Annotated in this window: 21 protein-coding genes and 1 tRNA gene; 12 read left to right on the top strand and 10 right to left on the bottom strand. The window is 53.8% G+C overall.

Going from position 1 to position 25,874, the window contains the following annotated elements; genetic code table 11:
* Positions 1–637 precede the first annotated feature (637 nt).
* Positions 638–1,324 (bottom strand): PAS domain S-box protein, encoded by a 687-nt coding sequence (locus K8I01_08765; protein ID MBZ0220505.1) that lies wholly within the window; start codon positions 1,322–1,324, stop codon positions 638–640.
* Between the two features lie 36 nt (positions 1,325–1,360).
* Positions 1,361–2,692, bottom strand: a complete 1,332-nt coding sequence (locus K8I01_08760) for an outer membrane protein transport protein (GenBank protein ID MBZ0220504.1) — start codon at positions 2,690–2,692, stop codon at positions 1,361–1,363.
* 105 nt (positions 2,693–2,797) lie between these two features.
* Here K8I01_08760 and K8I01_08755 point away from each other — a divergent pair, with 105 nt between their 5' ends.
* The 8 genes from K8I01_08755 to K8I01_08720 all read left to right on the top strand — a co-directional run bounded on the left by K8I01_08755 (position 2,798) and on the right by K8I01_08720 (position 14,388).
* A complete protein-coding gene (locus tag K8I01_08755) occupies positions 2,798–4,222 on the top strand; it encodes a PAS domain-containing protein (protein ID MBZ0220503.1) in 1,425 nt (474 codons plus the stop codon).
* Between the two features lie 319 nt (positions 4,223–4,541).
* Positions 4,542–7,841 carry a hypothetical protein gene (locus tag K8I01_08750; protein MBZ0220502.1) on the top strand — a complete coding sequence of 1,100 codons (3,300 nt, stop codon included), beginning with the start codon at positions 4,542–4,544 and terminating at the stop codon, positions 7,839–7,841.
* Positions 7,842–8,417: 576 nt separating this feature from the next.
* Complete coding sequence (locus K8I01_08745; protein MBZ0220501.1) at positions 8,418–8,579, top strand: hypothetical protein; 162 nt, start codon at positions 8,418–8,420, stop codon at positions 8,577–8,579.
* 3 nt (positions 8,580–8,582) lie between these two features.
* Positions 8,583–9,191, top strand: coding sequence for a hypothetical protein (locus tag K8I01_08740; protein MBZ0220500.1), 609 nt, complete (start codon positions 8,583–8,585; stop codon positions 9,189–9,191).
* Between the two features lie 298 nt (positions 9,192–9,489).
* Positions 9,490–10,584, top strand: coding sequence for a hypothetical protein (locus K8I01_08735; GenBank protein MBZ0220499.1), 1,095 nt, complete (start codon positions 9,490–9,492; stop codon positions 10,582–10,584).
* Positions 10,585–10,701: 117 nt separating this feature from the next.
* On the top strand, positions 10,702–12,555 hold the full coding sequence (locus K8I01_08730) for a putative manganese transporter (protein ID MBZ0220498.1): 1,854 nt from the start codon (positions 10,702–10,704) through the stop codon (positions 12,553–12,555).
* Positions 12,556–12,593: 38 nt separating this feature from the next.
* Positions 12,594–13,100 carry a hypothetical protein gene (locus K8I01_08725; protein MBZ0220497.1) on the top strand — a complete coding sequence of 169 codons (507 nt, stop codon included), beginning with the start codon at positions 12,594–12,596 and terminating at the stop codon, positions 13,098–13,100.
* A gap of 91 nt (positions 13,101–13,191) precedes the next feature.
* Entirely contained in the window at positions 13,192–14,388 is a 1,197-nt protein-coding gene (locus tag K8I01_08720) for a murein transglycosylase domain-containing protein (protein MBZ0220496.1), read from the top strand.
* A gap of 194 nt (positions 14,389–14,582) precedes the next feature.
* On the opposite strand, the gene K8I01_08715 is transcribed toward K8I01_08720, so the two are convergent.
* Both K8I01_08715 and K8I01_08710 read right to left on the bottom strand, forming a co-directional pair.
* On the bottom strand, positions 14,583–15,206 hold the full coding sequence (locus tag K8I01_08715) for a TetR/AcrR family transcriptional regulator (protein MBZ0220495.1): 624 nt from the start codon (positions 15,204–15,206) through the stop codon (positions 14,583–14,585).
* A gap of 15 nt (positions 15,207–15,221) precedes the next feature.
* Complete coding sequence (locus K8I01_08710) at positions 15,222–15,590, bottom strand: cytochrome-c oxidase (protein MBZ0220494.1); 369 nt, start codon at positions 15,588–15,590, stop codon at positions 15,222–15,224.
* A gap of 258 nt (positions 15,591–15,848) precedes the next feature.
* Here K8I01_08710 and K8I01_08705 point away from each other — a divergent pair, with 258 nt between their 5' ends.
* Positions 15,849–16,751, top strand: a complete 903-nt coding sequence (locus tag K8I01_08705) for a GNAT family N-acetyltransferase (GenBank protein ID MBZ0220493.1) — start codon at positions 15,849–15,851, stop codon at positions 16,749–16,751.
* Between the two features lie 144 nt (positions 16,752–16,895).
* Complete coding sequence (locus K8I01_08700) at positions 16,896–17,336, top strand: universal stress protein (GenBank protein MBZ0220492.1); 441 nt, start codon at positions 16,896–16,898, stop codon at positions 17,334–17,336.
* An 84-nt stretch (positions 17,337–17,420) separates the two neighbouring features.
* Here K8I01_08700 and K8I01_08695 read toward each other — a convergent pair whose 3' ends face one another.
* Together K8I01_08695 and K8I01_08690 are read right to left on the bottom strand one after the other, a co-directional pair.
* On the bottom strand, positions 17,421–18,122 hold the full coding sequence (locus K8I01_08695; GenBank protein ID MBZ0220491.1) for a flagellar brake protein: 702 nt from the start codon (positions 18,120–18,122) through the stop codon (positions 17,421–17,423).
* Positions 18,123–18,376: 254 nt separating this feature from the next.
* Positions 18,377–18,880 carry a hypothetical protein gene (locus tag K8I01_08690; GenBank protein ID MBZ0220490.1) on the bottom strand — a complete coding sequence of 168 codons (504 nt, stop codon included), beginning with the start codon at positions 18,878–18,880 and terminating at the stop codon, positions 18,377–18,379.
* 124 nt (positions 18,881–19,004) lie between these two features.
* Between K8I01_08690 and K8I01_08685 the strand changes: the two genes are divergently transcribed.
* Positions 19,005–19,096 (top strand) — tRNA-Ser (locus K8I01_08685).
* Between the two features lie 346 nt (positions 19,097–19,442).
* Positions 19,443–19,931 carry a peptide-methionine (S)-S-oxide reductase MsrA gene (msrA, locus tag K8I01_08680; GenBank protein ID MBZ0220489.1) on the top strand — a complete coding sequence of 163 codons (489 nt, stop codon included), beginning with the start codon at positions 19,443–19,445 and terminating at the stop codon, positions 19,929–19,931.
* Between the two features lie 15 nt (positions 19,932–19,946).
* Here the strand turns inward: msrA and K8I01_08675 are convergent, their stop codons facing one another.
* Genes K8I01_08675 through K8I01_08660 form a run of 4 tightly spaced genes read right to left on the bottom strand, consistent with a single transcriptional unit; the run spans position 19,947 to position 25,537 of the window.
* Entirely contained in the window at positions 19,947–21,137 is a 1,191-nt protein-coding gene (locus K8I01_08675; GenBank protein ID MBZ0220488.1) for a type II secretion system F family protein, read from the bottom strand.
* A gap of 20 nt (positions 21,138–21,157) precedes the next feature.
* Complete coding sequence (gene gspE, locus K8I01_08670; GenBank protein MBZ0220487.1) at positions 21,158–22,687, bottom strand: type II secretion system ATPase GspE; 1,530 nt, start codon at positions 22,685–22,687, stop codon at positions 21,158–21,160.
* Between the two features lie 6 nt (positions 22,688–22,693).
* Complete coding sequence (gspD, locus tag K8I01_08665) at positions 22,694–24,646, bottom strand: type II secretion system secretin GspD (GenBank protein ID MBZ0220486.1); 1,953 nt, start codon at positions 24,644–24,646, stop codon at positions 22,694–22,696.
* Positions 24,647–24,655: 9 nt separating this feature from the next.
* On the bottom strand, positions 24,656–25,537 hold the full coding sequence (locus K8I01_08660) for a hypothetical protein (GenBank protein MBZ0220485.1): 882 nt from the start codon (positions 25,535–25,537) through the stop codon (positions 24,656–24,658).
* Positions 25,538–25,874: the final 337 nt, after the last annotated feature.

The following is a 25,874-nucleotide window of genomic DNA, read 5'->3' as shown; positions in this document are numbered from 1 at the left end:
GGCCTCCCCCTCCTTCAAAATCCCTACAATCTGCTCCTCCGTGTACCGGCTCTTCTTCATACCCAGCCTCCTTGTTTAGAATGTTTTATTACGACCCCATTCTAATTACAAGTGGCACAGTTTACGGGGGGCAGGTCCGATCTAATCTAAATATTTCATCAACATTTTTTTTCGCATGTTCTAAGCCAGTAATAATTTCCAGGCGGGTGGACTTATAATCAGTAAGCAATTTGTCATATGCCTGCTCCTCGCTTCTGGCTTCAAGAGTAGGCATAAAAAAAACTGACACCATTATTCCAAAAGCTAATGAAAGAAAAGTTGTTTTATAAGTATTCATATTCCCCCCTTAAATATCATGATGAAATGTGCCCAAAATGTGCCTCTGGGCCTTATCAATAGCCTGACTCCACCTGATTCTACCTGACTTTGCTACATTAGGGCAAGGGTATCTAAGGGTGGGAATTTTATTGAAAAACTGAGGGGTTAAAGGTAAAAGAGAGTAAGGCATGGTTTGTTCTTAAAATCCCGAGGTGGCAACACCGTGCCGGTTCGACCCCGGCCTCGGGCACCACTACTCAAAAAATAGGCACACCCAACCTGTTAAACTGTAAGCGCAATGATTGAACTAGGACAAAGATCATGCCGTCTTTCCCTTAAGAAGCCTTTCGGCGCAATCATGGCAGTGGCTATTGCTGAATTCAGCTTCCGAATGCTCTGCAATGTATTGATGCACATTTTCCCAGCCTTTTTCAGTCAGCACCCTCTTGCACGAGACGCATATAGGCACAAGCCCGCTTTTTAATTTTGCCTTGTTGAGAGAATCCTCAAGCTCGATATCCTTTTTCAGCTCATCTTCCGCTTGCCTGCGCCTGGTTACAACCCTATCTATGCCGCGATAGCCTCTGAATGTCCCGTCGGGATCGAAAATCGGGACCGCGCTCGTCTCCAGGACTACCCGATGCCCGTCTTTATGCAGGTTTATATTATCAAGACAGCTGAAACTGAACCTCTTTCGCTCCGAGGCGATTGTTTTGAAAACACCTGCCATGAAATTCGCCTCATCAGGGATCATGAAATCAAATGGCCTTTTGCCGATGAGGTCTTCCGGCTCATAGCCGAGCACCTCTCTTATCTTCGGGCTCATATAGGTATTTACGCCATTTTTATCCACTTCCCAGATAAGGTCGCTGGTGTCTTCGACCAGTTTTCTGAAGCGGTCTTCGCTTTTTTGCAGCTGATTAAGGTTATCCTTGAGCGTCTTGCTCTCATCTTCAAGGCGTTTTATCTTTTCGGCAGATGGCTCCGCTTTTTTATTCGGGGACATAATGATCCTCCTCGCAAGAGAATGAAGGCTGGATTTTTAGAATTTGTAGCCGATACTCAATCCCGCTGAATGCCCGGAAGTGCTATATTCGCCGCTTAAGATACTGTTCTCAACTTTCCTGTCCTCGAAATATGCAAACATATAAGCGGCATCTATTACGAGATTTGCGGCATTGTAGCCGATTCCAAGGCTGATATTATGCTGGTCAGAATCCGGAAGCCTGGGCTCAAGCGTGTGGTCCGGTACCGGGTTATTCTGGAATACATACCCGCCCCTCAAGGATATGCGCTCCGCGGCCCTGTATTCAACTCCTGCCCTTACGGCCCAGATGTCCCTCCAATCTTTTGGTTCACTCGTATCGGTAAAGCCAGCCGGCGCAACCTCGTTTTCCAGGTCGATATCGAGGCTTTTATAGCTCGACCAGTATGTTTTTTCGAAATTGAGCTCAAGAGCGGTCTTTTCCGACGCTTTATACGCGACTCCTAACATCAGAGTAGCCGGGAATTCTATGCTGGTTCGGGCATTCGTTCTGAATGAGGCCCCTCCGAAGAGCGGCTGAACGGCTGGCGCGATATTGTCGAGGGATGCCGAGCCGTTAAAGTCTATATCTATCGCGCTGCGGTAGGATACGCCGAACCTGAAGCGTTCGTCTGGGATGATGATCACCCCGGCGTTGTAACCCCAACCGTAGCCATCGCCTTCAAGGCTGGATCTCGCGTCGGTGCCGCCTACGAGCGACTGATCGACCATCTTTTCAAGGGTCGCGGTCGACCTCATGTAATCGACTCCGGCGCCCACTAAAAACCAGTGCCGGATGCGCATGGCTATCGTAGGATTTACATTCAAAGTATCAATCTCGCCCTCAGTCGCCTGGTATCTGGTCAAGCCTGTTTCGCTCCAGTTCATACCGAGTCCGAAAGGCGCGTAAATACCGATGCCGAAACTGATATTCCGGTACGGATACGCCAAATAAAAATGCGGCGCCAGGAATAGCTCGTCTATTTCCTCGTCGGCGCCAAAGGGGTCTCTGAATTCAGTCGAAGGAGCCAGCGCGAATGCGCCGAGATAAATGGCGGGATCCCGCTGCCCTGCCAATCCTGCAGGATTAAAGTAGACTGCCGAGGGGTCGTCGGCAGTCACGGCATAGGCGTTTGCCATTCCCAGCGCTTTCGCCCCTTGTTGGTCGACCTTAAATCCGGAGGTGTAAGCTGTGCCGGGGAGGACTAAAGCCAGTAAAAAAACGTAGAAAAGCATATTTTTGGAGACAGGCATGGTGTTAAACACTTTATCCGGCCTTTCAAACTGGTCCCGAATGAAACCGATTTGTCCTATTAAGACGAGTATACTCGGAAATCCGGCGACTGCCATATTCGGACTCTTATTCAGCAGTCAACAACTGCAGGGGGCCTGGTTCGAGTAGCGGATGGTATTAATTGCTCTATAATCGATTAATAAAAGTAAAAAAAGTGAGATATGGCCCAGACCGATGACAAATCAAGAGATGAGCTGACCAGGCGCATAGGCGAGCTTGAGGGCGTGGAGAAAAAGCTCAAGGAGAGCCAGCGCCTGCTCGAGTATGCCCAAAGGACAGCGCACGTCGCAAACTGGACATGGGATATTGAACGGGACAATTTTTACGGATCGCGAGAGGCATACAGGATTTTCGAGATGCCTCCAGGCACGCCAATGCCTTTAAGCGGAATGATGGAATTTGTGCATCCCGAGGACAGGGGCATGGTCAGGGCCGCATTAGAGGACGGCCTGAGGGGAGCCGTTTACAAATTTGAATTCAGGATAAAGACCCGGAACGGGTCGACAAAGCACGTCCAGGTCATGGGCGAATTGGAAAGCCGTAACGGAAAACCGATAGCCTTGAACGGCACCATACAGGACCTGACGCAGAGAAAAGAGCTGGAAAACGAACAGCGGATGCTTATAGGCGAGCTTCAGTACGCGCAAAGGAGAGCGCATCTCGGCAACTGGGTATGGGATATCGAATCGGATAATTTTTTCGGTTCTCAGGAGAGCTACTATATTTTTGACCTGCCGGTAGGAACGCCTGTAAATTATGCGAAATTAATGGAGATGGTCTATCCGGAGGACAGGCAACTACTTAGGAAATCCATGGAGCAGGCCCTCAGGGGGGCCTTAAACAGGGAGGAATTCAGGATAATTTCCGGGAAGGGGAAGATAAAGCACATTCAGGCCATAGGCGAGCTGAAGGTCCAGAACGGCAGGAAAACGTTAATCGGCACGATACAGGATATAACCGAAAAAAAAGAGCTGGAAAATGAGCAGAAAAAGCTCATCAGAGAGCTTGAATATGCGCAAAAGACGGCGCATTTCGGAGACTGGGCCTGGGATATCGCTTCGGATAATTTTTCGGGATCGCAAGAGAGTTATAATATTTTTGAACTGCCTCGGGGTACTCCGGTAAGCTATTCGAAATTGATGGACATGATATACCCGGAGGACAGGCCACTAGTGAGGGCCTGCCTTGAAGAGGCGCTCAAGGGAGTCCGTTACGAAGTGGAATTCAGGATAATCTCCGGGCTGGGGCGCATGAAATATCTGCATGGAATAGGTGAGCCGGATATCAGGGACGGCAAGACAGTGGCCGTAACGGGCACGGTACAGGACATAACCGAAAAAAAAGAGCTGGAAAACGAGCAGAAAAGGCTGATTCGCGAGTTGCAGGAAGCTCTCGGCAAGATAAAGACATTAAGCGGTCTTCTTCCCATATGCGCCAGCTGTAAAAGGATACGCGATGAAAAGGGCAACTGGTCCAGTATGGAAAAATATATCGAAAAACATTCTGAAGCAGAATTTACCCATAGTATATGCCCCGAATGCGAAGAGAAGCTATACGGCAAGGAAAAGAAAGCCAGTAATGAATAGCCTGGAGATAAACTTTGGAATTGTATATCTGGATAGTAACCGTTTTGTTACCAAACCTCTAAGCCCCCAACTCATCCAAACATCATCCGGCTTTCGGAAGGCACTCCTCTAATACTCTTTTTTTAAATTGAAAGACTTGCAATTATTTAATTCGTCTTTAAGTCCAGGTCTGATTTCTGGTCGGACCGTTACCTTTATTTTGCAACGATTTATTTTCTTGTAACTGTCAGCAACATTGATTATCTTTTATGCTTAGCCTGCCAAAAGTTTGAAGGCCAAGACAGAATAAATCCGGGCTTCAGCTGCAGAATGCAGAAGATTGGAAAAGATTATAGGCTCGATTGAGCATTTCTGCCCAAGAACGGCACCCTTGGCCGGGACAGATGCTATACGCGAGGCACTACAGTCGAGAGCACATGAGATTGTCATGAAAACCCTCCATACAATATCGAGTAAGATAGCCAGACCCAACTACTCAGGCATTTACGAGCGGAAAAGGCTCTTTGGCGTCCTCGATAAATTGCGCAAGCACCCGGTCATATGGATATCCGCCGCCCCGGGCTCGGGGAAGACGACTCTCCTCAGCAGCTATATCAAATCGCGCAAACTCAGGAACATATGGTATCAGATAGACGGCGGGGACGACGATCCGGCCACCTTTTTCTATTATATGAGCCTTGCGGCAAATAAAGCCGCACCGGGCAGAAAGCCTCTTCCACTGCTCTCGCCCGAATACATCCCAGGGCTGCATACATTCACCCGCAGGTTTTTCGAGTCGCTATTTCAAAGGCTTAAAAGCCCTTCCTGCATCGTATTCGACAATTACCAGGAAGCCCCTGAAGGCTCAGTATTGCATGAGATACTCAGCAACGGAATAGAAGCAATGCCGGAAGGCGTCAATATCTTCATCCTCAGCAGGGTGGGCCCGCCGTCCGCCTTTGCAAGGCTTGTGGTCAACCACAGCATCGAGGTGCTCGAATCCTCAGACCTCCTCCTCAGCAGGCAAGAGGCTCATGATCTGACAAGACTTAAAGGAAGCACCTCTCCCGAAGTCCTTGATGCCGTCTATCGAACTACGAACGGCTGGATGGCAGGTTTCACCCTTCTCATGAAAAGCACGGCTAAAGGGCGGCAGGACGGCATCAGGGAGGTTACCTCCGAAACCATCTTTACCTATTTCGATTCCGAAATATTAAGGAGGCTCGACCAAGAGACAAGGGCTTTTATGACGAAGACCGCTCTTCTTCCGAGCATGGACGCGGAAATAGCCGTAAAGCTCACGGGCAACGACGAGGCCAGGCAGATATTGTCAAAACTCAATAACAACAACTGCTTCACTGAGAAAAGGAATCACGCGAACCCCATATACCAATATCATCCACTCTTCAGGGAGTTTCTGCTTTCTAAACTAAACGATTCATATGAGCTGACGGAACTCAAGAGACATGCCGCGGGCCTGCTTAAAAACTCGGGCATGATCGAGGACGCCTTCGACCTCTATGCGGAAGCAAAAGATATAAACGGCATGTTCGGGATGGTGATGGATAACGCCCGGCCCCTCCTTGCCCAGTCGAGGCATAAGCTGCTTGAGAGATGGATCAGAGCCATACCTGAGGAAGTCAGCGAAAGCAACCCGTGGCTCCTTTACTGGCTCGGAGCATGCGGCTTGCCATTCGACCCGTCACGCAGCCTGAAAGAGTTTAAGCTGGCTTTCCGATCCTTTAAAGAGCAAAAAGACGGTTCCGGTTCCTTTCTTGCTTGGTCAGGCATCATCAATTCAATCTATTTCGAAACAAAGGATTACGCCCAGTTCGATACCTGGATACCAGTTCTTTCCGAACTTACGAGGGAGTTTGAGACCCCGGAAGGCGAGGTTGGGGCAGCGGTCGCTACGAGTATGCATATGGCTTTGGTAACGAGACAACCTCGTCATCCGGATTTCGTCTTTTGGGAAAAACGTGCTTTCGAGTTAATCGAAGAGTGCTCGGACATAAATCTCAAAACGCAAGTCCTTGCGGATTGCGTATGGTATGGAATTGTAGCTGGTGAGTTCGCTAAGACTGTAATGGCCCTTGATAAATTTGGAGGACTCGTCCGGTCCGTAGACGCTTCGCCATTAACGGCTCTTACTGTCAAATGGCTTGAGGCGACCTATTTTACAATGATAGCCCAGCATGAAAAGTGCCTCGAAGCTGTTTCGAAGGGGCTTTCTCTCGCTGATGCCTCGGGCGTCCATATGATGGATTTTATGATCCTTGGCACTGGCGCTCTAAGCTGCCTCAATACCGGAGACCGCAGGTCGGCTGAAAAATTCTTAAATGATTTACGGATGCGCATGGCAATGGCCAGACCGCTTGACCGTGCTTTTTATAATTTCGTGCAGGCCCACAATGAATTGCACCACGGAGCTATAACCATGGCCAGATACAATATCGAACAGGCTCTAGATATAACGAGGGAAATCGGATTGCCTGTGGCTGAATTTTTCTGCCGAGTAGAGACGGCCCACATAATCCATACGATGGGTGAGCATCGAACTGCATATAATCATCTTGAAGAAGGCCGTAATATAGCGGAGTTGTTTAATTCGAATGACAAGAAGTTCCTTTGCTTTTTGACCGATGCCCATTTTGCATTCGAAAGCGGGAAGCATGAGGACGGACTAGAAGCCCTCAGAAAAGCCCTTGCCTATGGGAAGGAATGCGATTATACCAATACTTTTATGTGGTTTCCATCGGTTATGGCCGGACTTTGCCGCAGGGCCATTGAAGCCGGGATAGAAGTGGAATATGTACGGAGCCTTATAAAAAAGAGGAATATCGCCCAGAACGTCCCGCCTATTGACATTGAGAACTGGCCCTGGCCCGTGAGGATATACACTTTCGGAAGGTTCGGTCTTGAAGCCGACGGCAAGCCTGTCCAGTTCTCCGGAAAGGTACAGAAAAAGCCTCTGGAGCTTCTAAAGCTCCTCGTCGCCTCCGGTGGCCGCAGCATGAAGGAGACCAGCGTCATGGACCACCTCTGGCCCGACTCCGAAGGCGATTCAGCGTACAGGGCGCTCCGCACGACCGTACACAGGCTCCGCAAGCTTCCGGGTTTCCGTAAGTCCATACAGGTATCTAACGGTGCTATAACGCTGGACCCCAATACTTGCTGGGTGGACGTGTGGGCATTTGAGCGCATTTTGGGCCAGGCCGAAGGTGCATTTAATAACGGCGCCTGCTCAAGCAGTTCGTTCTCGTTCCTTGAAAAGGCGATATCGATGTACCGGGGCCCATTTTTGTCAGAAGACATGGACAAGTCCTGGGCGATTTCCGCCAGGGAACGGCTGAGGGGGAAACTGCTGCGCCATATAGGCGAGGCAGCGAAATCGCTCCACACCGCGGGTGAATTTGAAAAGACGATACCTCTCCTTGAGAAGGGGATAGAGATAGACCCGGTTGCCGAGGCGTTTTATCAGGCCCTGATAATGTCATATAAGAAGCTCGGCATGAGGGCAGAAGGGCTGGCCGTTTATGAAAGGCTCAAAAAAAACCTCTCATCGACCTTCGGCATAAATCCGTCGCCGCGTACGGAAGAGCTCAGAAGAGAAATCCTGTCGGATACTGCCTCCCGTTAATCTGCGTCCCCCGGCTTCCAATACGCCATCCCTCTTTGATACGTAACGGTTTTGAAACCTGCTCTCTTATAATCCTCAATAGCTAAATTCTTCTGCGGAGTCTCACGGAGACTCTTCCGGAGACCTATATCTTTGCCTGTATCGGCATGCCACGTGGTACTCAGGGTCCTGAAAAACCCTGTTGAGGGCGAATAGATGCGATTCGACTGCTTGTAGAAAGTCCACGGAGTGGACAGAAATGCCCCAAACAGGGCATTGGGAAGGCCGAAGATGAATTCGGCCGGTCTAATCATAGCTGGCCGCCCCGGAACACAGAAAAAAAGACTCGCTCTGGAAGTTACTTTCATTTCCAAGCCGCTGAAATCGCCTGCCAATTCTGATCTGTAACATTTCTGTTACCTGCTTTTACATATAATTTACGCTCACCATTGGGGAATACCGGGCGTACTCGTAAAATTTCGGCTCTGAAGCGGAAGGCATTTTCGCGAAACGGGTGGGAAGGGCAGGGATTTCGTGCGCTTAAAAAGCTATCCGGACACGCCATTATGAATTCAATTCAACTGGAGGAAGGACGTCATGAAGGGAGTCGTGAGGAAAAAGGCTTTGAGGAAAAGAATTCCTACGAAGTCCGGGAGTCAATCAGCAGAGCCGAAGGAAATAGCGATTTTTGCAGAATGCATTGAATATAGGGCAGTTGTTAACGTGCATTATTGCCATCAATTTAAAAAAAGGAGCTGAATCATGATATTCAAATTAAAAATTGGGGTGGTTTTAACAATGCTGCTATTTGCAGCGGCGGCGCATGCGCTCGATTTTTCGTTAATGAAGCCCAAGGTGGAATTTTCGGCCGTTATGACCATTGAGACCGGAGAAGGCTCCGTTGTTACGAAGGTCTATCGCGCAGACCAGATGGAGCGGGAGGAAATGGAGATGAGCGGCATGAAATCGGTCTCGGTCATACGCTTCGACAAAGGAATTACATGGAACTGGGAAGTCATGCCGTTCCTACCGAAAGAATATGATGAGACGAGGTTTAATCCGACCCCGGATGACAGCCGACCGAAAGAGTATAGCATCACCGAGCAGACCGTGGTTGGCAAAGAGATTGTAAACGGGCTCGAGACCACCAAGACCAAGGTTGTGATCTCCGGGAAAAAGGGCAAGTACGCTGGATTTATGTGGACAACCGATAGCGGCATAACAGTCAAAACAGACGTCCTCTCGGTAGGCGCAAATAAAAAAGAACGAATGAGAATGGAACTGAATGATATCAAGATAGGCAAGATTGACCGGGCGCTTTTTGAGGTGCCTCCGGGTTACAAGAAGGGTTCTGGTTTACGAGGATGGTAATCGAATTTGCAAGGGTTGGGAAAGCCTTGAAACATGAAGCAGACCCAAATTGGAATTAGGTGCAGCAAAAAAAATCATGGCGGCCGCTGCTTGAGCGTCGGCAGTATCAGTTAAAAGAGGTTGTATCCTTTTAAATTACAGGAGAAAACGTATGCGGATTTTAGCCTTCGGAATTGCCATTTGTTTAGTGTTGTCCTTCGGCGCGCAAAAAACCTATGCCGATTGCGCCGACGGATTGACCGCCAAAGAAGCAAAAGCAAGCTTCAACGAGGGCGAGGGCTTTGAGAAAAAAGGAAATATGGAAGAGGCTTTCAAGTCATATAACAGGGCCAGAACGCCTGTATGCAGCGCGAAAAACCCGGTAGAGAATGAAGCCGCGGCACGACTGGCCCCCATTGCTTTGAAGCTCGGGAAAGCGGCTGAGAAGAACGGTGAAATTAAGAGGGCTTTCGAGTTTTACGAGGCCGGGGGCCATTTCGCGGCCGCCGACCACATGATGCTCGCTATTGCCCGCGCCGCCGGGGTTAACGAAAGGGATAAGGTCGAGCGCGCCATGAGCCATTTTGATGGGCGGAGGAGCGGGGATTTCAAAATCGAACGCAAGCCTGCCCTGGCGGCCGCCGGTGAATACGAACTCGACACGAGTATGTATGATGAGGTCATGAACCTCCCGGCCGCAAACGGCAAAAAAGCTCTTGAAGCCGAATCAAAGGCATTGGACGAGGATTACCTTGGGGAATATCAGGCGGTTTTAAACGCAAGGCCTAAGGTTCCGACACTGGATGAAGATGTTCTGAAAGAGGGCCAGGCTTCCGAGAAGGCATTCAGGCGCAAATGGAAGACGGACCGGATTGAGGAATCCTTGAAGCTCCTTTCAGAAGCCCACTCCTGGTTTGTCGTTGCGCCGCCTGATGCCCGTAAAGAAGCCATTTCAGAGCTCGGAAAGCGGCGCATAATGCGCGGCGAGCTTATCACTGAGCGCTATCACGGTGCTCCGGGCCTGCTTGAGAAAGCAGCGCAGTATTTCAGGGCTGCCGGTGACGAAAAAAGGATAAAAGAGGTCAGGACCAAGGCAAAGGTCCTCGGAGACCAGGCAATGCAGAAGGGGCATTTTCTCGACGCGAAAGACTATTACAAGCTCGCCGAAGACTCTGCAGGAGAGGCAAAGGCTGACGCCGGGATAAAGGAGGCGGAGGAAAGACAGGCCGCAAAGGCTGCGGGAGCGGGAGCCAGTCAGATCGAGGAGCTTAAGAGATTTTACGGCGATCCTGAAAAAGCCAAGGAGATGCAGAGGTCGGCGGAGGAGATGCAGAAGAGGATGCTCAAGGATTCCAGGCAGCGCAAGCAGTTCCAGCAAGAGCAGGATGACCTAGAGAGGGAGCTGGGTCTGTAGGGCCGCCCCGGAATACTGCTGAATTCCCGTTTCCATTATTAAAGCAATCTTCACATCAAAAAAACGTTAGACAGGTTCTTTATGAGGAACTGTAATTCACATTGGAGGCTCCTCTAAATGAAGCAATACAAGAAAAGTATCAGCGTTCCTGCGCTCTGTTCTGTGGCTATTATGGCTATTACCGCACCTGCGGACGCGGGTAAGACTGCCGCTCCGCCTGCCGGCCCCGAAATGTATGAAGATGACAAAATCCATATAGGGTTCAGGGCCAAGGGTAAGGAGGTGAATAGACAGGACCTGAGTTGCAAGGGCGGAGATTGGGAGTTTTCCTGGGCGGGGTACGTAAGGAGCCGGCATGGTGACGGCGATGAATTGGCAAACAGCTTCTGGGAAGAAGATTTGAGCGATCCGCGCCCTGCGGTCAGATACACACCGATAACCTGCAAGGACAAGGAAGGCGAAATCGTTTTCAGGACATCCTCCAGCTTCAGCAATCTAACCGTTGATGTGGATCTGAAATTCATGAGAGGAGACGAGGTGCTTGGCCCTGACGGCAAATGGGGCAGCAGTCGTATTTATTATGGCACTTTTATCTTCTCTGCCAATGATGATATTGACTCCTGCATTGTTTATAGTAAAGGATTTCCCGCTCAAAAAGAGCCGAACGCCTTCACAGTCATTTCGGAAGATGCCTGGGTCAAGGGTCAGGCCGAAGGTCTGGATATCGCGGCTAGGCACATTATTTCTCCAGAGCCTGTTTTGACAATCGAGGAGATGGAAAAAGGCTTCGTTAAAAAATACAAGGTTGAGGAAAAAGAGGAGTACGAGGGAGTGACCGGAAGTTGCTATGGCGGCCCTTTAGAGAGCGGAGAACTTGTGCTCAGTTATAAGGCAAATCCAGAGCCGAAGGTCACCCTTGAGGGCTGCACGGACCTCGCGCTCGGGAAAAAAGAGACCATCACTGCCGTAGCAGAGCCTGCAGGCGGCAAATTCCGTTTCTGGATCGAGCCGCCATCGACGCTCTCGATTCAGCCCAGTGGAGGCACGGCCGTGCTTACTGGCAATACGCCGGGGCGGAGCACGGTGAAGGTTGAGTACACGGTCAACGGCAAGAGCGCAACGGACTCGAAGCCCGGAAGCGCCGTCGAGCTTGTGTCGATGAACGGCGGCAACCCCATACCCCCTCTCTCGCTCTACGACGATAACGGCAAAAAGACCAAACCCTATGAGTTCCCGGTGGAGGTCAAGCCGGCTGGAGGCATCTCGTTATTGAGTTTTGACACTGACAAGCCTGTCGTCAGCATCATGCCAGGGAGCAAGAGCATCGTTATACAGCCTGCGTACCCGGGGCGCGCCACCCTGCAGGCAAAGACCTCATGCGGAGAGCCCGTCGGCCCCGCGCTGGCTATCGAGGTTTCCGCATGCGACGGAAAGACCGCTGCCAGGAGGGACGAGCTCAGGAATGAAATAAAGGCGCTGCAGGAGGCGATCAATTTAAACTTGAAGGCTGTACAGGAGTATATGAATGATCCCGATTTCGCTGACCTCAAGATAGACCGACGCATCCAGACCCTTGCAAAAAAGACGAGCGAGGTCGTTGTTGCCACTGCGGCGCTCATGCCAGGGGCCGGTAAAGGTGTGAATGAACTTAACACGACGGTCGACGTCGTGAACACGATAACCGACCTGGAGACCGGGAAAATCGGCGATGGCGCCGTTGGCGCCGTCCTGATCGCCGGGGATGCGGCTGGCGACTTGGTAGGCGCAGCCTCGAAAGCAGCCTCCTATGTCAAGACCTGGAACGAAGCTTACGACGCGGCGTTCAAGTTTGGCGAGGAACTGGGGACGCTGATTGGCACCGCGGAAAATGTGGCGAATGCCCGGAAGTGGATTGATAAATACTATGAGGACCTCAAGAAGGTAAGCGAGGAGTTTAAAAAGCTGGAGGAGATATGCACGAGGAAGAAATGAGGCGCCGTGAGGGCCGAAGCCGTCCACGGGGATTGGAAATGGTCGTAAGAATATTGGCTGTACTGGTCCTTTTTAATCTTTTGGCGATAGACAACGCGCATGCCGCTGATGCCAGGAGCGCGGGAACGAAGAAACCCCCTAAGAGCTCGACCAAAAAGCAGTCGAAGCCAGTGAGCCCTAAGAACGGAATGCAAATGGAACGTCCGACGCTGGGAAGCGGGCCCTGGAAACTCGGCGGCTGCGCGAGCTTCAAGGATTACAAGACGGGCGCCTCCGAGCTCCAATCGCTTAAATCCGAGGCCGACCGCTTTGCCGCTGAGCTTGAAAAAAGCGAGGAGACTTTGAAAAAGCTGGAGAGCGCTCAAATTGAAATCGAACAGGCCAAAGGCCTGCCTGAAGGGAAGAGGGAGGCGGAGCTTAAACGTCTCGAAAAAACAATAGACGTTTATATCGCAGAGCTGGAGCCGGTCAGGCTGGCCGCCCAGTCATTTCAGGACAGCCTTGCAAAAAGATGTCCGGAATCCGAGGGAATATCGAAAAAATAAAAACTTGCAGGCGTGGGTCTGGCGTGCTAATTGAATAGCGGCGCTGCGTGTATTATCGGGAACTGAGTGACTTGACGGAGGTAGCAAAGGCATGAAAAAAAAGGCTCTCTTTGCGCTGGCAGCTTTATTTCTACTTGATTCATGCACCTTGAGGCAGGCGGTCAATATCGCTGTGAGCAAGGACCCGCAGAAGGCGCTTGAGGCCCTGGCTGACTCGAAAATCGAGCGGTACAAGGGAGACCCTTTTGCCGCGGTGGACGATTTTAAGAAGGCCAGGGCAGAGTTCAACAAGATGATGAGCAGGCTCAGTAAGGCTAGCGGCGAGAAATGGGGAAAAAAGGAGGTGGAACTCCCCACAAAAACGCGCTACGTGAAATATACACAGAACTACAAGAGCAGGGCCATCGTGGATTTCGATTCGGGCCAGGTCGTCATCGAGACGATAAACGACACCGAGAAAACCGAAGAGCACTTGAAGAACGCGGTCGTAACGACTCTTCTGACCCCAAGCGACCCGCGTTCAGTGGACCTCTTCTCGGATAAGCAAGTCGAGCTGTCCGGCACCCCGTACATGTACGGCCTTGTCTCAGACCACAGGAACAAGCTTATCGAGAGCCCGGAGGACGCGGAGCAGTACGCGGACCACCTGGTCAATAACCAGCTGCTTACAAGAATGATAGAAACGGATTCGGGGCAGAAGGAGCTTAAGTACGTGAAGTTCGGGATGGTAAACGGCCACATCGACAAGAGGGCCTTGAAATACGAGCCCATGGTTGAGAAGTATGCGGCCTCCGCCAATGTTAGCAAGAGCCTCGTTTTGGCCATCATGAAAACAGAGAGCGCGTTCAATCCGTATGCCATAAGCCCGGTCCCGGCATATGGGCTCATGCAGCTTGTGCCGTCGAGCGGCGGTAAGGACGCCTACAGGAAGGTGAAGGGCGTGTCAAGGGAGCCGGATAAGGAATTCCTTTTCGTCCCCGAAAACAACATAGAGCTGGGCACGGCATACCTCAACATGCTCATGTACGAGTACCTGAATAAGATAGAGGACCCGCTGTCGCGCGAGTACTGCGTTGTGGCGGCCTATAATACAGGTGCCGGAAACGTCCTGAGGACGTTTTCAAGAAACATGACCGAGGCGGTGGGTATAATCAACTCCCTCCCGCCGGGCGAGGTATATGAGCGGCTTAAAAAAGACCTGCCCTACGAGGAAACGCGAAACTACATAGTTAAGGTGATAAACACCAGGAAATCGTTCTCGAAGACGAGCACACCCGAGTCTTTCTAGGAAAAATCAGTGCTGGTTTGACTTTTTGCAGAACCAAAGACGTCGAGTTTGTTGCAAACCCTACTGCCTCTAACGCCAAAAATCGGACACGGTATGGCATGATTTGGGAAAACCTTAATGCTGTTCGATCCCGATCTCGGCCATAACGGTTCAAGTCGCCGCGAGGCTACGGTATTTAGTGATTCCATATATAGTCAGCCTTTGGTGCCGTAGGCTGCCATGAAGACCTCGACCGCCTCGGCCACTAATTTCTCGACCCTTTGTTTCGACGGGGGGCCCGAGCAGCCGAGCGGCATGGAGATATGATCCTTTGAGATTATCATGCCGAAGAAGAACTCGGCCGCCATCAACGGGTCCTTTATCTTAAGCCTCCCCGCTGAAACCTCTTTTTTGAGATATTCCGCAAGCCCCTTCCAGCCGCGCCTGGGGCCGGACTCGTAGAACATCCTGGATATCTCGGGAAACTGCCATGATATAGAGGCTGAAAGCCGGTACAGTCCCGTGCCCTTTTCAGTGAGGATCTTGTTGCCAATGGTGTGGCCTATCCTCGTGAGGGCCTCCCTTGTAGTCAGCCCCGAGGTCACGGGGACCATGAATTCCTCCAGGAGCTGGTTCGTGACCGAGGTGACTATCTCCATGAAGAGACCCTCCTTGCTCCCGAAAAATACATAGAACGAGGACTTCGACCCGCCGGACCTACTTATTATCTCGTCCACGGTCACGGCGGTGTAGCCCTTTTGCATGAAAAGGGTCCACGCCGCCTCGATCATGGCCTCGCGCCTCTTTATGCCCGGCGCGTTTGTCTTTGTCTTCGTCATGAGGCAGTTCCCGGGTTAAGCCGTTTTAAACACTATATAAACGAATATGAGGAGAGAAAGTACGGTGATGATGGAGCCGATCGCGGCCCCGGCCTCCGCTGCGCCAACCCCGCTTACAAGGAGCGCGAGGCTTGCGGTCAGTATGAGCACTCCCGCGTTCGCTATCCAGAAGTGGGCCTTGGCGGCGCCGTTCCTTGCCGCAACCGGGACAAGATGATAATACATCGCGAAAACCGCCATGGTCAACCACCCGATTACGCTGAGATGCACGTGCACGGAAGTCATCCCGAAATTATGTGTCGCCCCCATGATCAGCCCGACCGTGAACCCGGCCAGCGCGTAAAGGACGCCAGCCTTCATGAAATACCCAGCCAACTTTTCCATAATCCGCCTCCTTTTCAGCTCTTGAGTTGTCGGGCCGATGCGTAAAGAGAAGCTGCCCGTATGCGAATGTTAGCGCCTGTTTCCGCTTGGTTATGTTTATGTGTACTGTATCGTACAGTACAGATTTTGTCAAGGGCTATTCTCGGCGCCTCCCGCGTACGCATTTCCCATCCAGTGCTGGACTTTAATCGCCCACGGGGATATAATCTGCACGAATCCCCATGCCTCCAAAACCGATGACCTCACTTGGAAGCGTTTATGGTTCGAAAAGGATCGTTAGACGAGGGCGAAGGGAAGGTCACCTACCGCGCCGCGCGCCCTGAGGACGTGCCTGAAATGGCCGACCTCTTTCTCACGGCCGTAGCGGACATGTATTCCCGGAACGGTATCGCTGCCCCGGTGCCTCCCCGCCCGGCCGTAATCAATGCATACGAGCACATACTCTCAACAGGCGTTTTCAATGCGGCGGAATCCGGAGGGCGTATAACCGCCATATCCGGCGCGGTCATAAGGGACCGCATCTGGTATCTATCCTCTTTCTGGGCCCTCCCTGAACTGCAGAAGCGGAAGATAGGGATGCCGCTTCTGAGGTTAACATGGGAAGCCGGCGTAAAGGCGGGGGCAGAGGTCTTTTGCACATGGTCCTCGGTCGACCACACGGCCATGGCGTCCTATATGAAACTCGGGATGCTGCCCGGTTACCAGGTGCTCCTTTTTGAAGGCGTGCCAAGGCTTTTTTCGCCCCCACGGGGCTACGAAAACGAGCCGCTCGAGAAATCCATCGCCATGGAGCTGGACCATATCGTCCGCGGCACGCGCCGGGAGGTGGACCACGACCTCTGGTCAGGCAGTCCGGTTTTTCAGGGCAGGCAGGTGCGCCGAAAAGGAGAATGCGCCGGCTATTACTACATAAGCCGCGGCACCATAGGCCCAGCCGCATGGAATGAGCCGGAAGCGGCCGGGCCTATTCTGGCGCTTGCCTTTCTTGAGGCCGCTGAAAAATCCCCCACGGTCCGGCTGGCGATTCCGGGGATAAATCATGCGGCCTTGAGGTTCGCCTTTGACGCAGGGCTCCGCCTGACCGGCTTTGCGCACTTCCTTACAACAGGGGCCTTCGGCCGCATGGACCAGTACCTGCCCTCAGGCCCATCCCTTTACTGATACTTTCATTCCCACACCCCGGGCCTGCTGCCGTATCAACCCGCAGGGTGGAAATCGGCGCGGATTTTCCGGTTTCTGTTGAAAAAGGCGCGGCCCTCGGTTAACATGTTTTTCCGAGAACGCTGAAAGGAGAGCTGCAGCCCCATGAGTAAAGACAGGTTCGAGAAGATACTGGTGCCCGTAGACCTCGCCGACGGCTCCGAGAAGGCCGCCGAGTACGCTTCCATGCTCGCGAAGAGGCATGGCGCGAAGCTCTATGTCATCCATGTCATAGACCTGAGCGACGACGTCATCCCGTTCGTCTCAGGCCTGGAGCTGGAGCAGAAGCTCCATAAGAAATCCAAGGAAGACCTCGCCAAATACGCCGAGAGCAGGTTCAAGGGCATAGGCGAGGTAGAGCTCGATACCCTCAAGGGCGTGCCTTACAGGGCAATATTAAGCTACATAAACGAAAAGGGCATAGACGTCGTGGTCATGGGATCGTACGGAAAGGGCAGCGTGGACCGTTTTCTCATTGGGAGCACCACGGAGCGGGTCATGAGGAAGTCGCCCTGCCCGGTCCTTGTCGTGCCGCCCGAAAGATAACCTTTTCCCCGAAAACGCAAAAAGCCGTACCGGAAGGTACGGCTTTTTATTTTTACCGCCAAAAACACTTTCAATGTGCGTTATTCAAACCGGGCTCGCCGACTTCGTGAGGAAACTCTCTATCCTGGCGCCTGCCTCCGGAATAAGGCCTTCGAACATTACCCCGATATTGAGCTTGTCCCTGTCGCTCCCTATATTCCTGACCCGACCGGAAAGCATAAGCCTCTCGCTCGTCTCAGGGAAGTTCACGAGTATCTCGATTACCGCGTTGATGTGCATAAGTTTCCGGAGCGTTTCCCCGTTCCTGCCTGATGTGCTTATGGAGCACTGGCACCCCTTGGCGCTCAGGTCTACTATCAGCATGTCTATTATCTCGTTATTGAGCATTATCATCGCCGGCAGGGCGCACTGGCGCCTGAGCTCGGGGCGGACCTTGAGCTCCTCTATCTTGCTCGGGAAGGCGAGGAACATTAGCTTGGAGGGGTTTGAGACGATATTCAGGATCTCCGTATTGAAGCTGTATACGGTGTCCTTGACCTGGAACTTGACCGTCACCGGGTTTCTTACCACGGTCTCGCTCCTGAACATGCCCATGAGGTCGTTCGGGGAGAGTTTTATCAGTAGGAAACTGCCGACCTCGAAGCCGACAAGGACGCTTTTAAGTCGTATCTCGAGCTTCGATATTTCGACTATCAGGGCCTCTCCGAGGCTGAGCCTCGGAGAGCGCGGCTCGGCTCCGGCCTCGACCCGGGCCGGAGGATGGCTTGAAGGCGGCTTTATATCCATTTTGCCCCCCTTGTTAATGGAGTGCCGAAACCGGTTCCGACCCGCGTCATGCGGGAGGGAGTTGACAAGCATTGAGACGAAATTTGCCGGAGTGTCGGTGCTCAGGCGGGTTGCTGGTGCGATCTAATTCAACAGACCCAACGAAATGCCCTCTCAAAATGACTCCAGGTAAATCAAGGAAATTACGGAAACGACTATAGCACGGCCGGGCCTGGCTGGAAATTACAATTTCAGCGGCCCTTCTATCGGCCTCCCTATTTACAGCTCCCGCACCCGCCGTGGTCGTCGCACTCGTCCTCGCGCTCCCCGAGGAAAAGGCCGCAGTCGGGGCATTCCTCGGAAGAGCCCATGAGAAGAGCGCCGCAGGCCGGGCACATCCCTTTTTTTATCCGTTCTTCGGCTGCCGCGACCTCGGGGTGCGCCTTTTTCCAGAGCTCCTGTATCTTTCTTACGGCCTCGGGAGCCGCCCCCCTGTCCACGAATACGCCGAAGCTACCCTTGCAGGACGAGCCGCCCGGGGTCCGGAGGACCTGCACGTCGAAACCCGCGCTTCGAAGCAGCCAGGCGACCTCGTTGGCCCGCTCGTAAGTGCCCTCTTCCACGCAGGCGAGGCCCTCGCCGATGGCAGGCGACTTTTGGGGGGCGGCCCCCCGCAGTTCTTCAGGGCTTATCAGCTCGGATTCGCACCTGTTGCATTCGGTCACGTACGCGAAAAATTCCGCCCCGCATTCAGGGCAAATTTTTACCTGTTCGTCCATATCGATTTCCCCTATAATATCTTGATGGGCCTGAGGCCCGGGCAAAAGCGTCTTGATTATAGCACGAAGCCGTGATACAAATAAATCCCGTTTTAATCCGCTAGAAAAGGTTTTCCCCGCAAAAGGAGAGGTGGCCGAGAGGCTGAAGGCAGCTGCCTGCTAAGCAGTTGTAGGGATAAAACCCTACCGGGGGTTCGAATCCCCCCCTCTCCGCCAGTTTTGTGCCCTTTCGTTGACAGGATTCGAAGGCGCGCGAGCGCCGAGCGGAGCGAGGAAAAGGGCGCAAGGATGCGCCCGGAAGTGAGCGCGCGGGGCCTGAGTAAGGAGGCAGGAAGCCGACGAGCGAAGGCCGAATCCCCCCCTCTCCGCCAGTTTTTGCCCATCACGATTCAATCCCTGCAAGGAAGCAGAAAAACAAGGACCAGAACATTTCCAGGCATTTATTGTCGGGGTTTGGGAGAGCTTTGGCTTCAATGCGGCGACTGCCCCCGTTCCGTCGACCTCTGGCAACGGCCTTTTGGATAGTACGTTTATGATATAATGGAGAAAGCAAGGAGGCTTTATGGAAAAGGAAAGAAAGGGTACTGAAATGGCGATTTTCGCAGCCGGTTGCTTCTGGGGTGTCGAGGAGACCTTCAGGAGCGTAAAAGGCGTTGTCTCAACCAGGGTCGGCTATACCGGCGGAAAAACTGAAGACCCCACTTATAAAGAGGTCTGCACGGATACAACGGGCCACGCAGAGGCCGTGGAGGTCACATTCGATCCAGGGATAGTGAGCTACAAGGAGCTTCTCAAGGTTTTCTGGGACATACACGACCCTACGACAAGGAACAGGCAGGGGCCGGATATCGGGAGCCAGTACAGGTCAGCTATCTTCTATGCAGACAACGAGCAGGAAAGGCTCGCCAGGGCATCAAAGGAAGAGCTTGAAAGGTCCGGGCTCTACAGGAGGCCCATAGCCACGGAGATTACCCCGGCAAAGGCCTTTTATCCCGCGGAGGAATATCACCAGAAGTATCTCATGAAGCGCGGGATTAAGTACTGCGGCTGAAATGCCGGAACGCCCCTACCTTATTACCTGGTTGAGCTCGAATATGGGGAGAAGTATAGTGAGGACTATGAACCCCACCACGGCCCCCATCGCCAGGATGAGCGCCGGCTCGATGAGGCTCATTGTCTTTTTTATCCCGGCCTGCAGCTCGGCTTCGTAGCCCTCGGCGGCACGCAGGAGCATATCATCGAGGCTTCCGCTCTTTTCCCCCACCTTTATCATATGGATCACAAGCGGAGGGATGCGACCGCATTTGGCCAGGCTCGTTGAGAGCGCCATGCCTCCTGCGCAGTCGGAAGCCGCCTCGTCGATAGCCTTCCTGAAAGCGGTATGGCCCACGACCTCTTTCGTTATCTCAAGGGCCTTAAGGAGCTGTATGCCGCCCGCGAGAAGGCTCCCGAGAGTCCTCGTAAAAGCTGAGAGGTAGAAAAGCGCGATGAGCTTCCCTGCAAAGGGCAGGTCGAGCGCCAGGTTCTCGATACGCTCCCTTCCCCGCCCGGATTTTGAGGTTCTACGGACCCCAAAGTAAGCCGCTACTCCGAACGCAATGAATACAGGCCAGTAGCCTGAAATGAGTTCCGCGGTACGGATAAGAAGGACCGTGATGAACGGGAGGCTTCCGCCGGTGTCCTCGAATATGCGGGTTATCTTGGGTATGACAAAGACAAACAGGAACGCGAGCACGCCCGCGCCCACGAGGAGCATAAGAAGAGGGTAGGCGAGGGCGGCCCGCATTTCGGTTATGAGCCTTGCCCTTGATTCGAGCTCCGCGGCAAGCCTGGGGAGCACCCTCTCTAGTGAGCCGCTCGCCTCGCCCGAAGCCACCAGGCCCCTGTAAAACGGGCTGAAGATATGGGGATGCCTTAGGAGTGCGCCTGAAAGGGAGCTGCCTCCGGTAACGGCTTCCCTGATATCCCCGAAGACCGTTTTGAGGCGCTCGTTATCCATATTTCCCGTAAGTACCGAGAGCGCCTCCGTTAAGCTCGTGCCTGAGGCTAAAAGGGTCGACAGCTGTCGCGTGGCGAGGGCCAGGTCCCCTGTAGGTACCTTCCGGCCCTTCCCGGCGGCCTCTGCCTCCTTTACCTCGACAGGGTGGAGCCCCAACCCTTTCAGGCGCTGGAGAGCATCGTTCCTGCCGGAAGCCTCCATTTTCCCAGATGCAAGCTTCCCTCTATTGTCATATGCCCTGTACCTGTATGTGGCCAATCAGGCTCCCCGAAAAGCATTCAGTTTTCGTCCTGTATGACTCGCAAGACCTCTTTAACGCTAGTAATACCCTTGCGGGCCTTTTCCAGTCCGTCCTCGAGCATGGTCCTCATGCCGCCGGCGAGGGCCGCTTTTTTTATGGTGCCAGCGTCCTGATTTTTGAGTATCAGCGGGCGTAGTTCCGGGCCGGGCACGAGGAACTCGAATATGCCGACCCTGCCCCTGAAACCGGTGCCAAGGCACTTACCGCAGCCCGCGGCCGTCCAGAGCCTTCCGGGCGGCTCCTTGAAAAGGGAGGCTTCGCCGCCCGGCGGGGCCTCTTTCCTGCAGTCCGGGCACAGCACCCGCACGAGCCTCTGCGCAAGTATCCCGGTTATGGACGAGGACACAAGGTAAGGCTCTATCCCCATGTCCACGAGCCTCGTTATCGAGCTTGCGGTATCGTTGGTGTGGAGGGTCGAGAGTACGAGGTGCCCGGTAAGGGAGGCCTGTATGGCGATCTCCGCGGTCTCCCTGTCACGTATCTCGCCTACCATTATGACGTCCGGGTCCTGCCTGAGGATGGAGCGGAGCCCGCTCGCGAAGGTGAGTCCTATTTTAGGGTTCACGTGCATCTGCCCCACGCCCTTCAACTGGTACTCGACCGGGTCCTCGATGGTTATTATGTTCCTTTCGGTCGAGTTTATGCGCGAGAGGGCCGAGTAGAGCGTAGTGGTCTTGCCGGACCCGGTCGGGCCGGTTACGAGTATTATGCCGCTATTTTTGGAAAGAAGGGATTCGAGCGTGCGGGCCTGGCTTTCGTCAAGGCCGAGCCTCGGGAATGCGATGACCTCCGCCTTGCTGTCGAGGAGCCTCAATACAGCCCTTTCGCCGTGCGAGGTGGGTATAATCGAGACCCTTACATAGATGTCCTTGCCTGCTACGAGGAGACGGATCTTGCCGTCCTGCGGAAGCCGCTTCTCCGCGATGTCGAGCCCGGCCATTATCTTAACGCGGCTTACGAGCGCCTCCTGGAGGGCCTTGGGCGGGGAGAGGACCGGATGAAGGACACCATCGACCCTGAAGCGGACCTCGACCTCCTTTTCATACGGCTCGATGTGGATGTCGCTCGCCCTGTCCCGTACCGCCTCGAAGAGGAGGGAGTTCAAGAGCTTTATTACAGGCGCCTCATCCCCCAGGTCGATGAGGTCCTTCGGCTCTTCCCAGTTGCTGGAGAGGTTGTCGAGACTCTCGGAGCCCAGCCCGTCGATGACGTCCTTTGCCGAGCCTGAGAGCCTGTCAAAGGACCTGTTTATCGCGTCGAGTATCTCCTGTTTATCCGCGATAACCGGCGTAACCGGCCCCCCGGCGGTCCTTTCTATCTCGTTAAGTGCGAATGCCGCCTCAAGGCTCGAGACCGCCACGGGCACAAGCCCGTCCTTTCTCCTCAGAGGCAGGATAAGGTTTTTTTTAAGGAAGGGGAGGGAGAAGCGACTGAGGATGGAAGCGTCCATGTCCTCGTCGGTAATGCGGTCTATCCGGGGCAGATTCTTTCCGGTCATCTCAGCCATAAGGCCTCAGGGTGCAGCGCCGCCCTGAGGCTTGGCCGGGCGGCTGTTCTGGTCGAATTCCGATTCCTTCCTCATCCGCAGCTCTTCGAGCCCCTGAAAGTCGTTCACGATATACGGGGTTATGAATACGAGGAGGTTGGTCTTCTGGTCCTGGTCCCTCTTGAACTTGAATAGCCATCCGAGGAGCGGTATGTCGCCGAGGAGCGGCACCTTAACGGTGCTGTTGGTCTTTCTCGATTGTATAAGCCCGCCTATGACGACGGTCTGGTTGTTCTTCGCGACTACGCTTGTCTGGGCCGAGCGTTTCGTGGTGATGAGGTCGGAAGCGCCCGCGACGGTCGTGGGTGAAATGGCGGATATCTCCTGGTATATGTCGAGCTTTACGAAGTTCCCCTCGCTTATCTTGGGCTTTATCCGTAGCTTTATGCCGACGTCCTTCCGCTCGATTGATTGAATAAGGGGCTGCCCGGTCGTGCCTGTCTCACGCTCGAGCTTACTCAGGAACGGCACGTTTTCGCCGACCATGATCTCGGCCTCGGAATTGTCGCTCGTCAAAAGATGAGGCGTCGATAGGACGTTAACGACATCCCTGAAGGAGGACAGAGAGAAAAGGGCCGCGAACCCCGGGGCCGTGAGATTGAAGCTTGTCCCGTCGGGCCTTGTGACCGGGACGGTTATGAAGTTCCCGAGCCCTCCCACCGAAAGACCGGCAAGCCCGCTCACGACCGACTGGATCGAGGACTGGTCGACGGTCCCGAAGCCGCCTATCACGACCGGGTCGCCGTTATGCTTCCCGGTCGCCCGCCACCTGTTCCCGAGTTCCACGGCCTTGTCGATGCTAACCTCTGTTATCATGGCCTCGACAAAGACCTGCTTGGGCCTCCTGTCGAGCTTCTCTATGACCTGCACGAGGTTCTGGTAGTCGGATGGCGAGGCCATGATTATGAGCGAGTTCGTCCCGTCAAACGGGGTTATGGATATCCTTCCGGTTATGCCGAAAGGCATCTGCGTCGGCGGCGCCCCCTTCTCAGCCGCCGGGCTGCGGCCCGGGTCGAGTAGCGAGGAGAGCACCTTGCCGAGGTCGGTAGCATTCGCGTTTTCGAGATAGTAGACGTGCAGGCGGCTCGAGGCCTCCGGAGGGGCCACGTCCAGGAGGGATATGAAACCCCTGTAATACTCCCGCTCGTTGAGAGAGTTGGAGAGTATTATGGCGTTAAGCCTTGCATCGAGAGAAATGCCGCTGTCACTCTGCCCGTCCGGCCCCCTCTTAAGGCCGGTCCTCCGGAGCTCCTCCTGTCTGAGTATCTGGACGAGGACTTCGGCCTGCGCGTGCCTCAAGTATACTAGCTCCGGTTCCGGGGGGCCTGCGGGCCTGTCCACCGACTTGAGGATGTTCAGTATCTTATCGACGTTCGCGGCCGTGTCCACCACCAGGAGCGCGTTTTTCGAGCCGAAGCTCGATACCTGTCCGTATCTTGAGATAAGCGGCTGGACCGCCGAAAGGGCTTCCTGAATGGAGACGTATTCGAGCGTTATGAGCCGGACGATATACTGGTCGCCCCTGGCAGGGCCCGCCCCGTCCGATACCCTCATTCCGCTCTGCTTTGCAAGGGAGGATGGGACTATCTTGTACGAGTCTCCGGAGGGAATCACTGCAAGCCCCTTCAGCTCCAGCGCCGAGACGAATAGGTCCATGGCCTCGTCGCTCGTGAGTTTCGCCGGGGCCACTATCGTGACCCTGCCCTTTGCCCCGCCCTCGGCGTCGTAGATGAAGTTTTTCCGGGTTATCTCGCTCATTATCCTTATGAGCGACGAGACCTCGACGTCGACGAAGTTTATGGTTATCTTCTCGGCGGCCGCTCCCTTCGGGGCGGCCGCCAGCGCCGTTGACCCGGCCGGGACAAGCGTGAAAAGGAGAAGAGAGGATATGAGGAGAGCGTTTTTGAACGGCTTGAGCATCTTTATCCGCTATCTTATTTCATAACGCAGGCTCATGGGTCTTCCGCCGCGCACGATATCGAGCTCGATATTGGACTCACCCTTGAGGGCCGTAAGCACCTGGACCGCCTTCTCGGGGGTCGTGACCTCCTGCCCGTTGACCCTGCCGAGTATGTCGCCGTTACTGAGTCCGAGCGCCTTGAATACGCCTTTCGGCTTTATCTCGGTTACCCGAAAGCCCTGGACCTTGCCTTCCTTTACGACCGGCGTTAGTCTCGCATCCGAAAGCACCTGGCCTATGTTGTCAAGGGCGCTCATAACCGCCTTCTGGTCTACTACCCACTGCCCCTCCCCGACCTTTCTCGAAGCCGCGAGATAACCCCCTTGCGAACCCGGGGTGGCTGCCTGGGCCGGCGCCGGATTCGATGCAACGCCGGGCCTTCCCTCCTCTATCCGTAATGTGACATCGCCGGAGCCTGTAGAGACAATGGCCGAGTCCCGGAGCACCTTAAGCAGCGTGGCTGTCCCGAATACCTTTTCTCCCGGCCTTACGACCTCTTCCTGGGCCGAACCGCTTTTTCTGAAGACCGCGAAACTGTCCTCTCCTGTAAAGGTGCCGCCAAGGACCATGCCCGCGAACTCGGCAGAGCCGCCGTTCGCGGAGGCGCTTTCTTCCTCGATTGGAACGGCCCTGAACCTTTTGTCCCTCGAAGGGAAGATAGCGCTTTCGACGACCGGGGCATAGGCCATGATGTCCGTTACGGTCCTGGCAGGGACAGGCCTTGCGCCATCATTCGGCGTAACGGGGGCCGTGCTTCGGAGCACGACCCAATCCCTTGCGACAAGGGCGGCGACCGGTATTATGGCCAATGCCAGCGCCGCGTTGACCAGGTTCACAGTCTTTAAGTCCATAAATTTCATTTCGGCCCGGTCTCAGCTGATATTTAAGTAATTTTTCGTTTTATGGAAAGAGAAAAAGACTGCCGCGAAAAGGGGCCGTCCGCCGGGGCAAGACGAGGAAGGCGGGACCCTTCAGGGATATTATCGAAAGGAGAGCCGGTTTTCAAGGCAAATATCAGATTTTTACTTGAAAAACCGGGAATTTTCTGTTATTCAGGGTCGATATGCAAGCTGCGTTCGGGCCGGTCCGGTCCAGGTCCATGTAAGTCCTTGTACTCCGGTTTGCAAGGCCGGGAGGCCCCGTTACCAATGCCCACCCAAAGATACCCGCAGGAAAGCCGAAGTTTAC

Source organism: Deltaproteobacteria bacterium, assembly GCA_019912665.1.
Taxonomy (GTDB): Bacteria; Desulfobacterota; GWC2-55-46; order GWC2-55-46; family GWC2-55-46; genus UBA5799.
The sequence above is the reverse complement of the archived record's forward strand: the minus strand, read 5'-3'. Positions and strand labels throughout refer to the sequence as shown.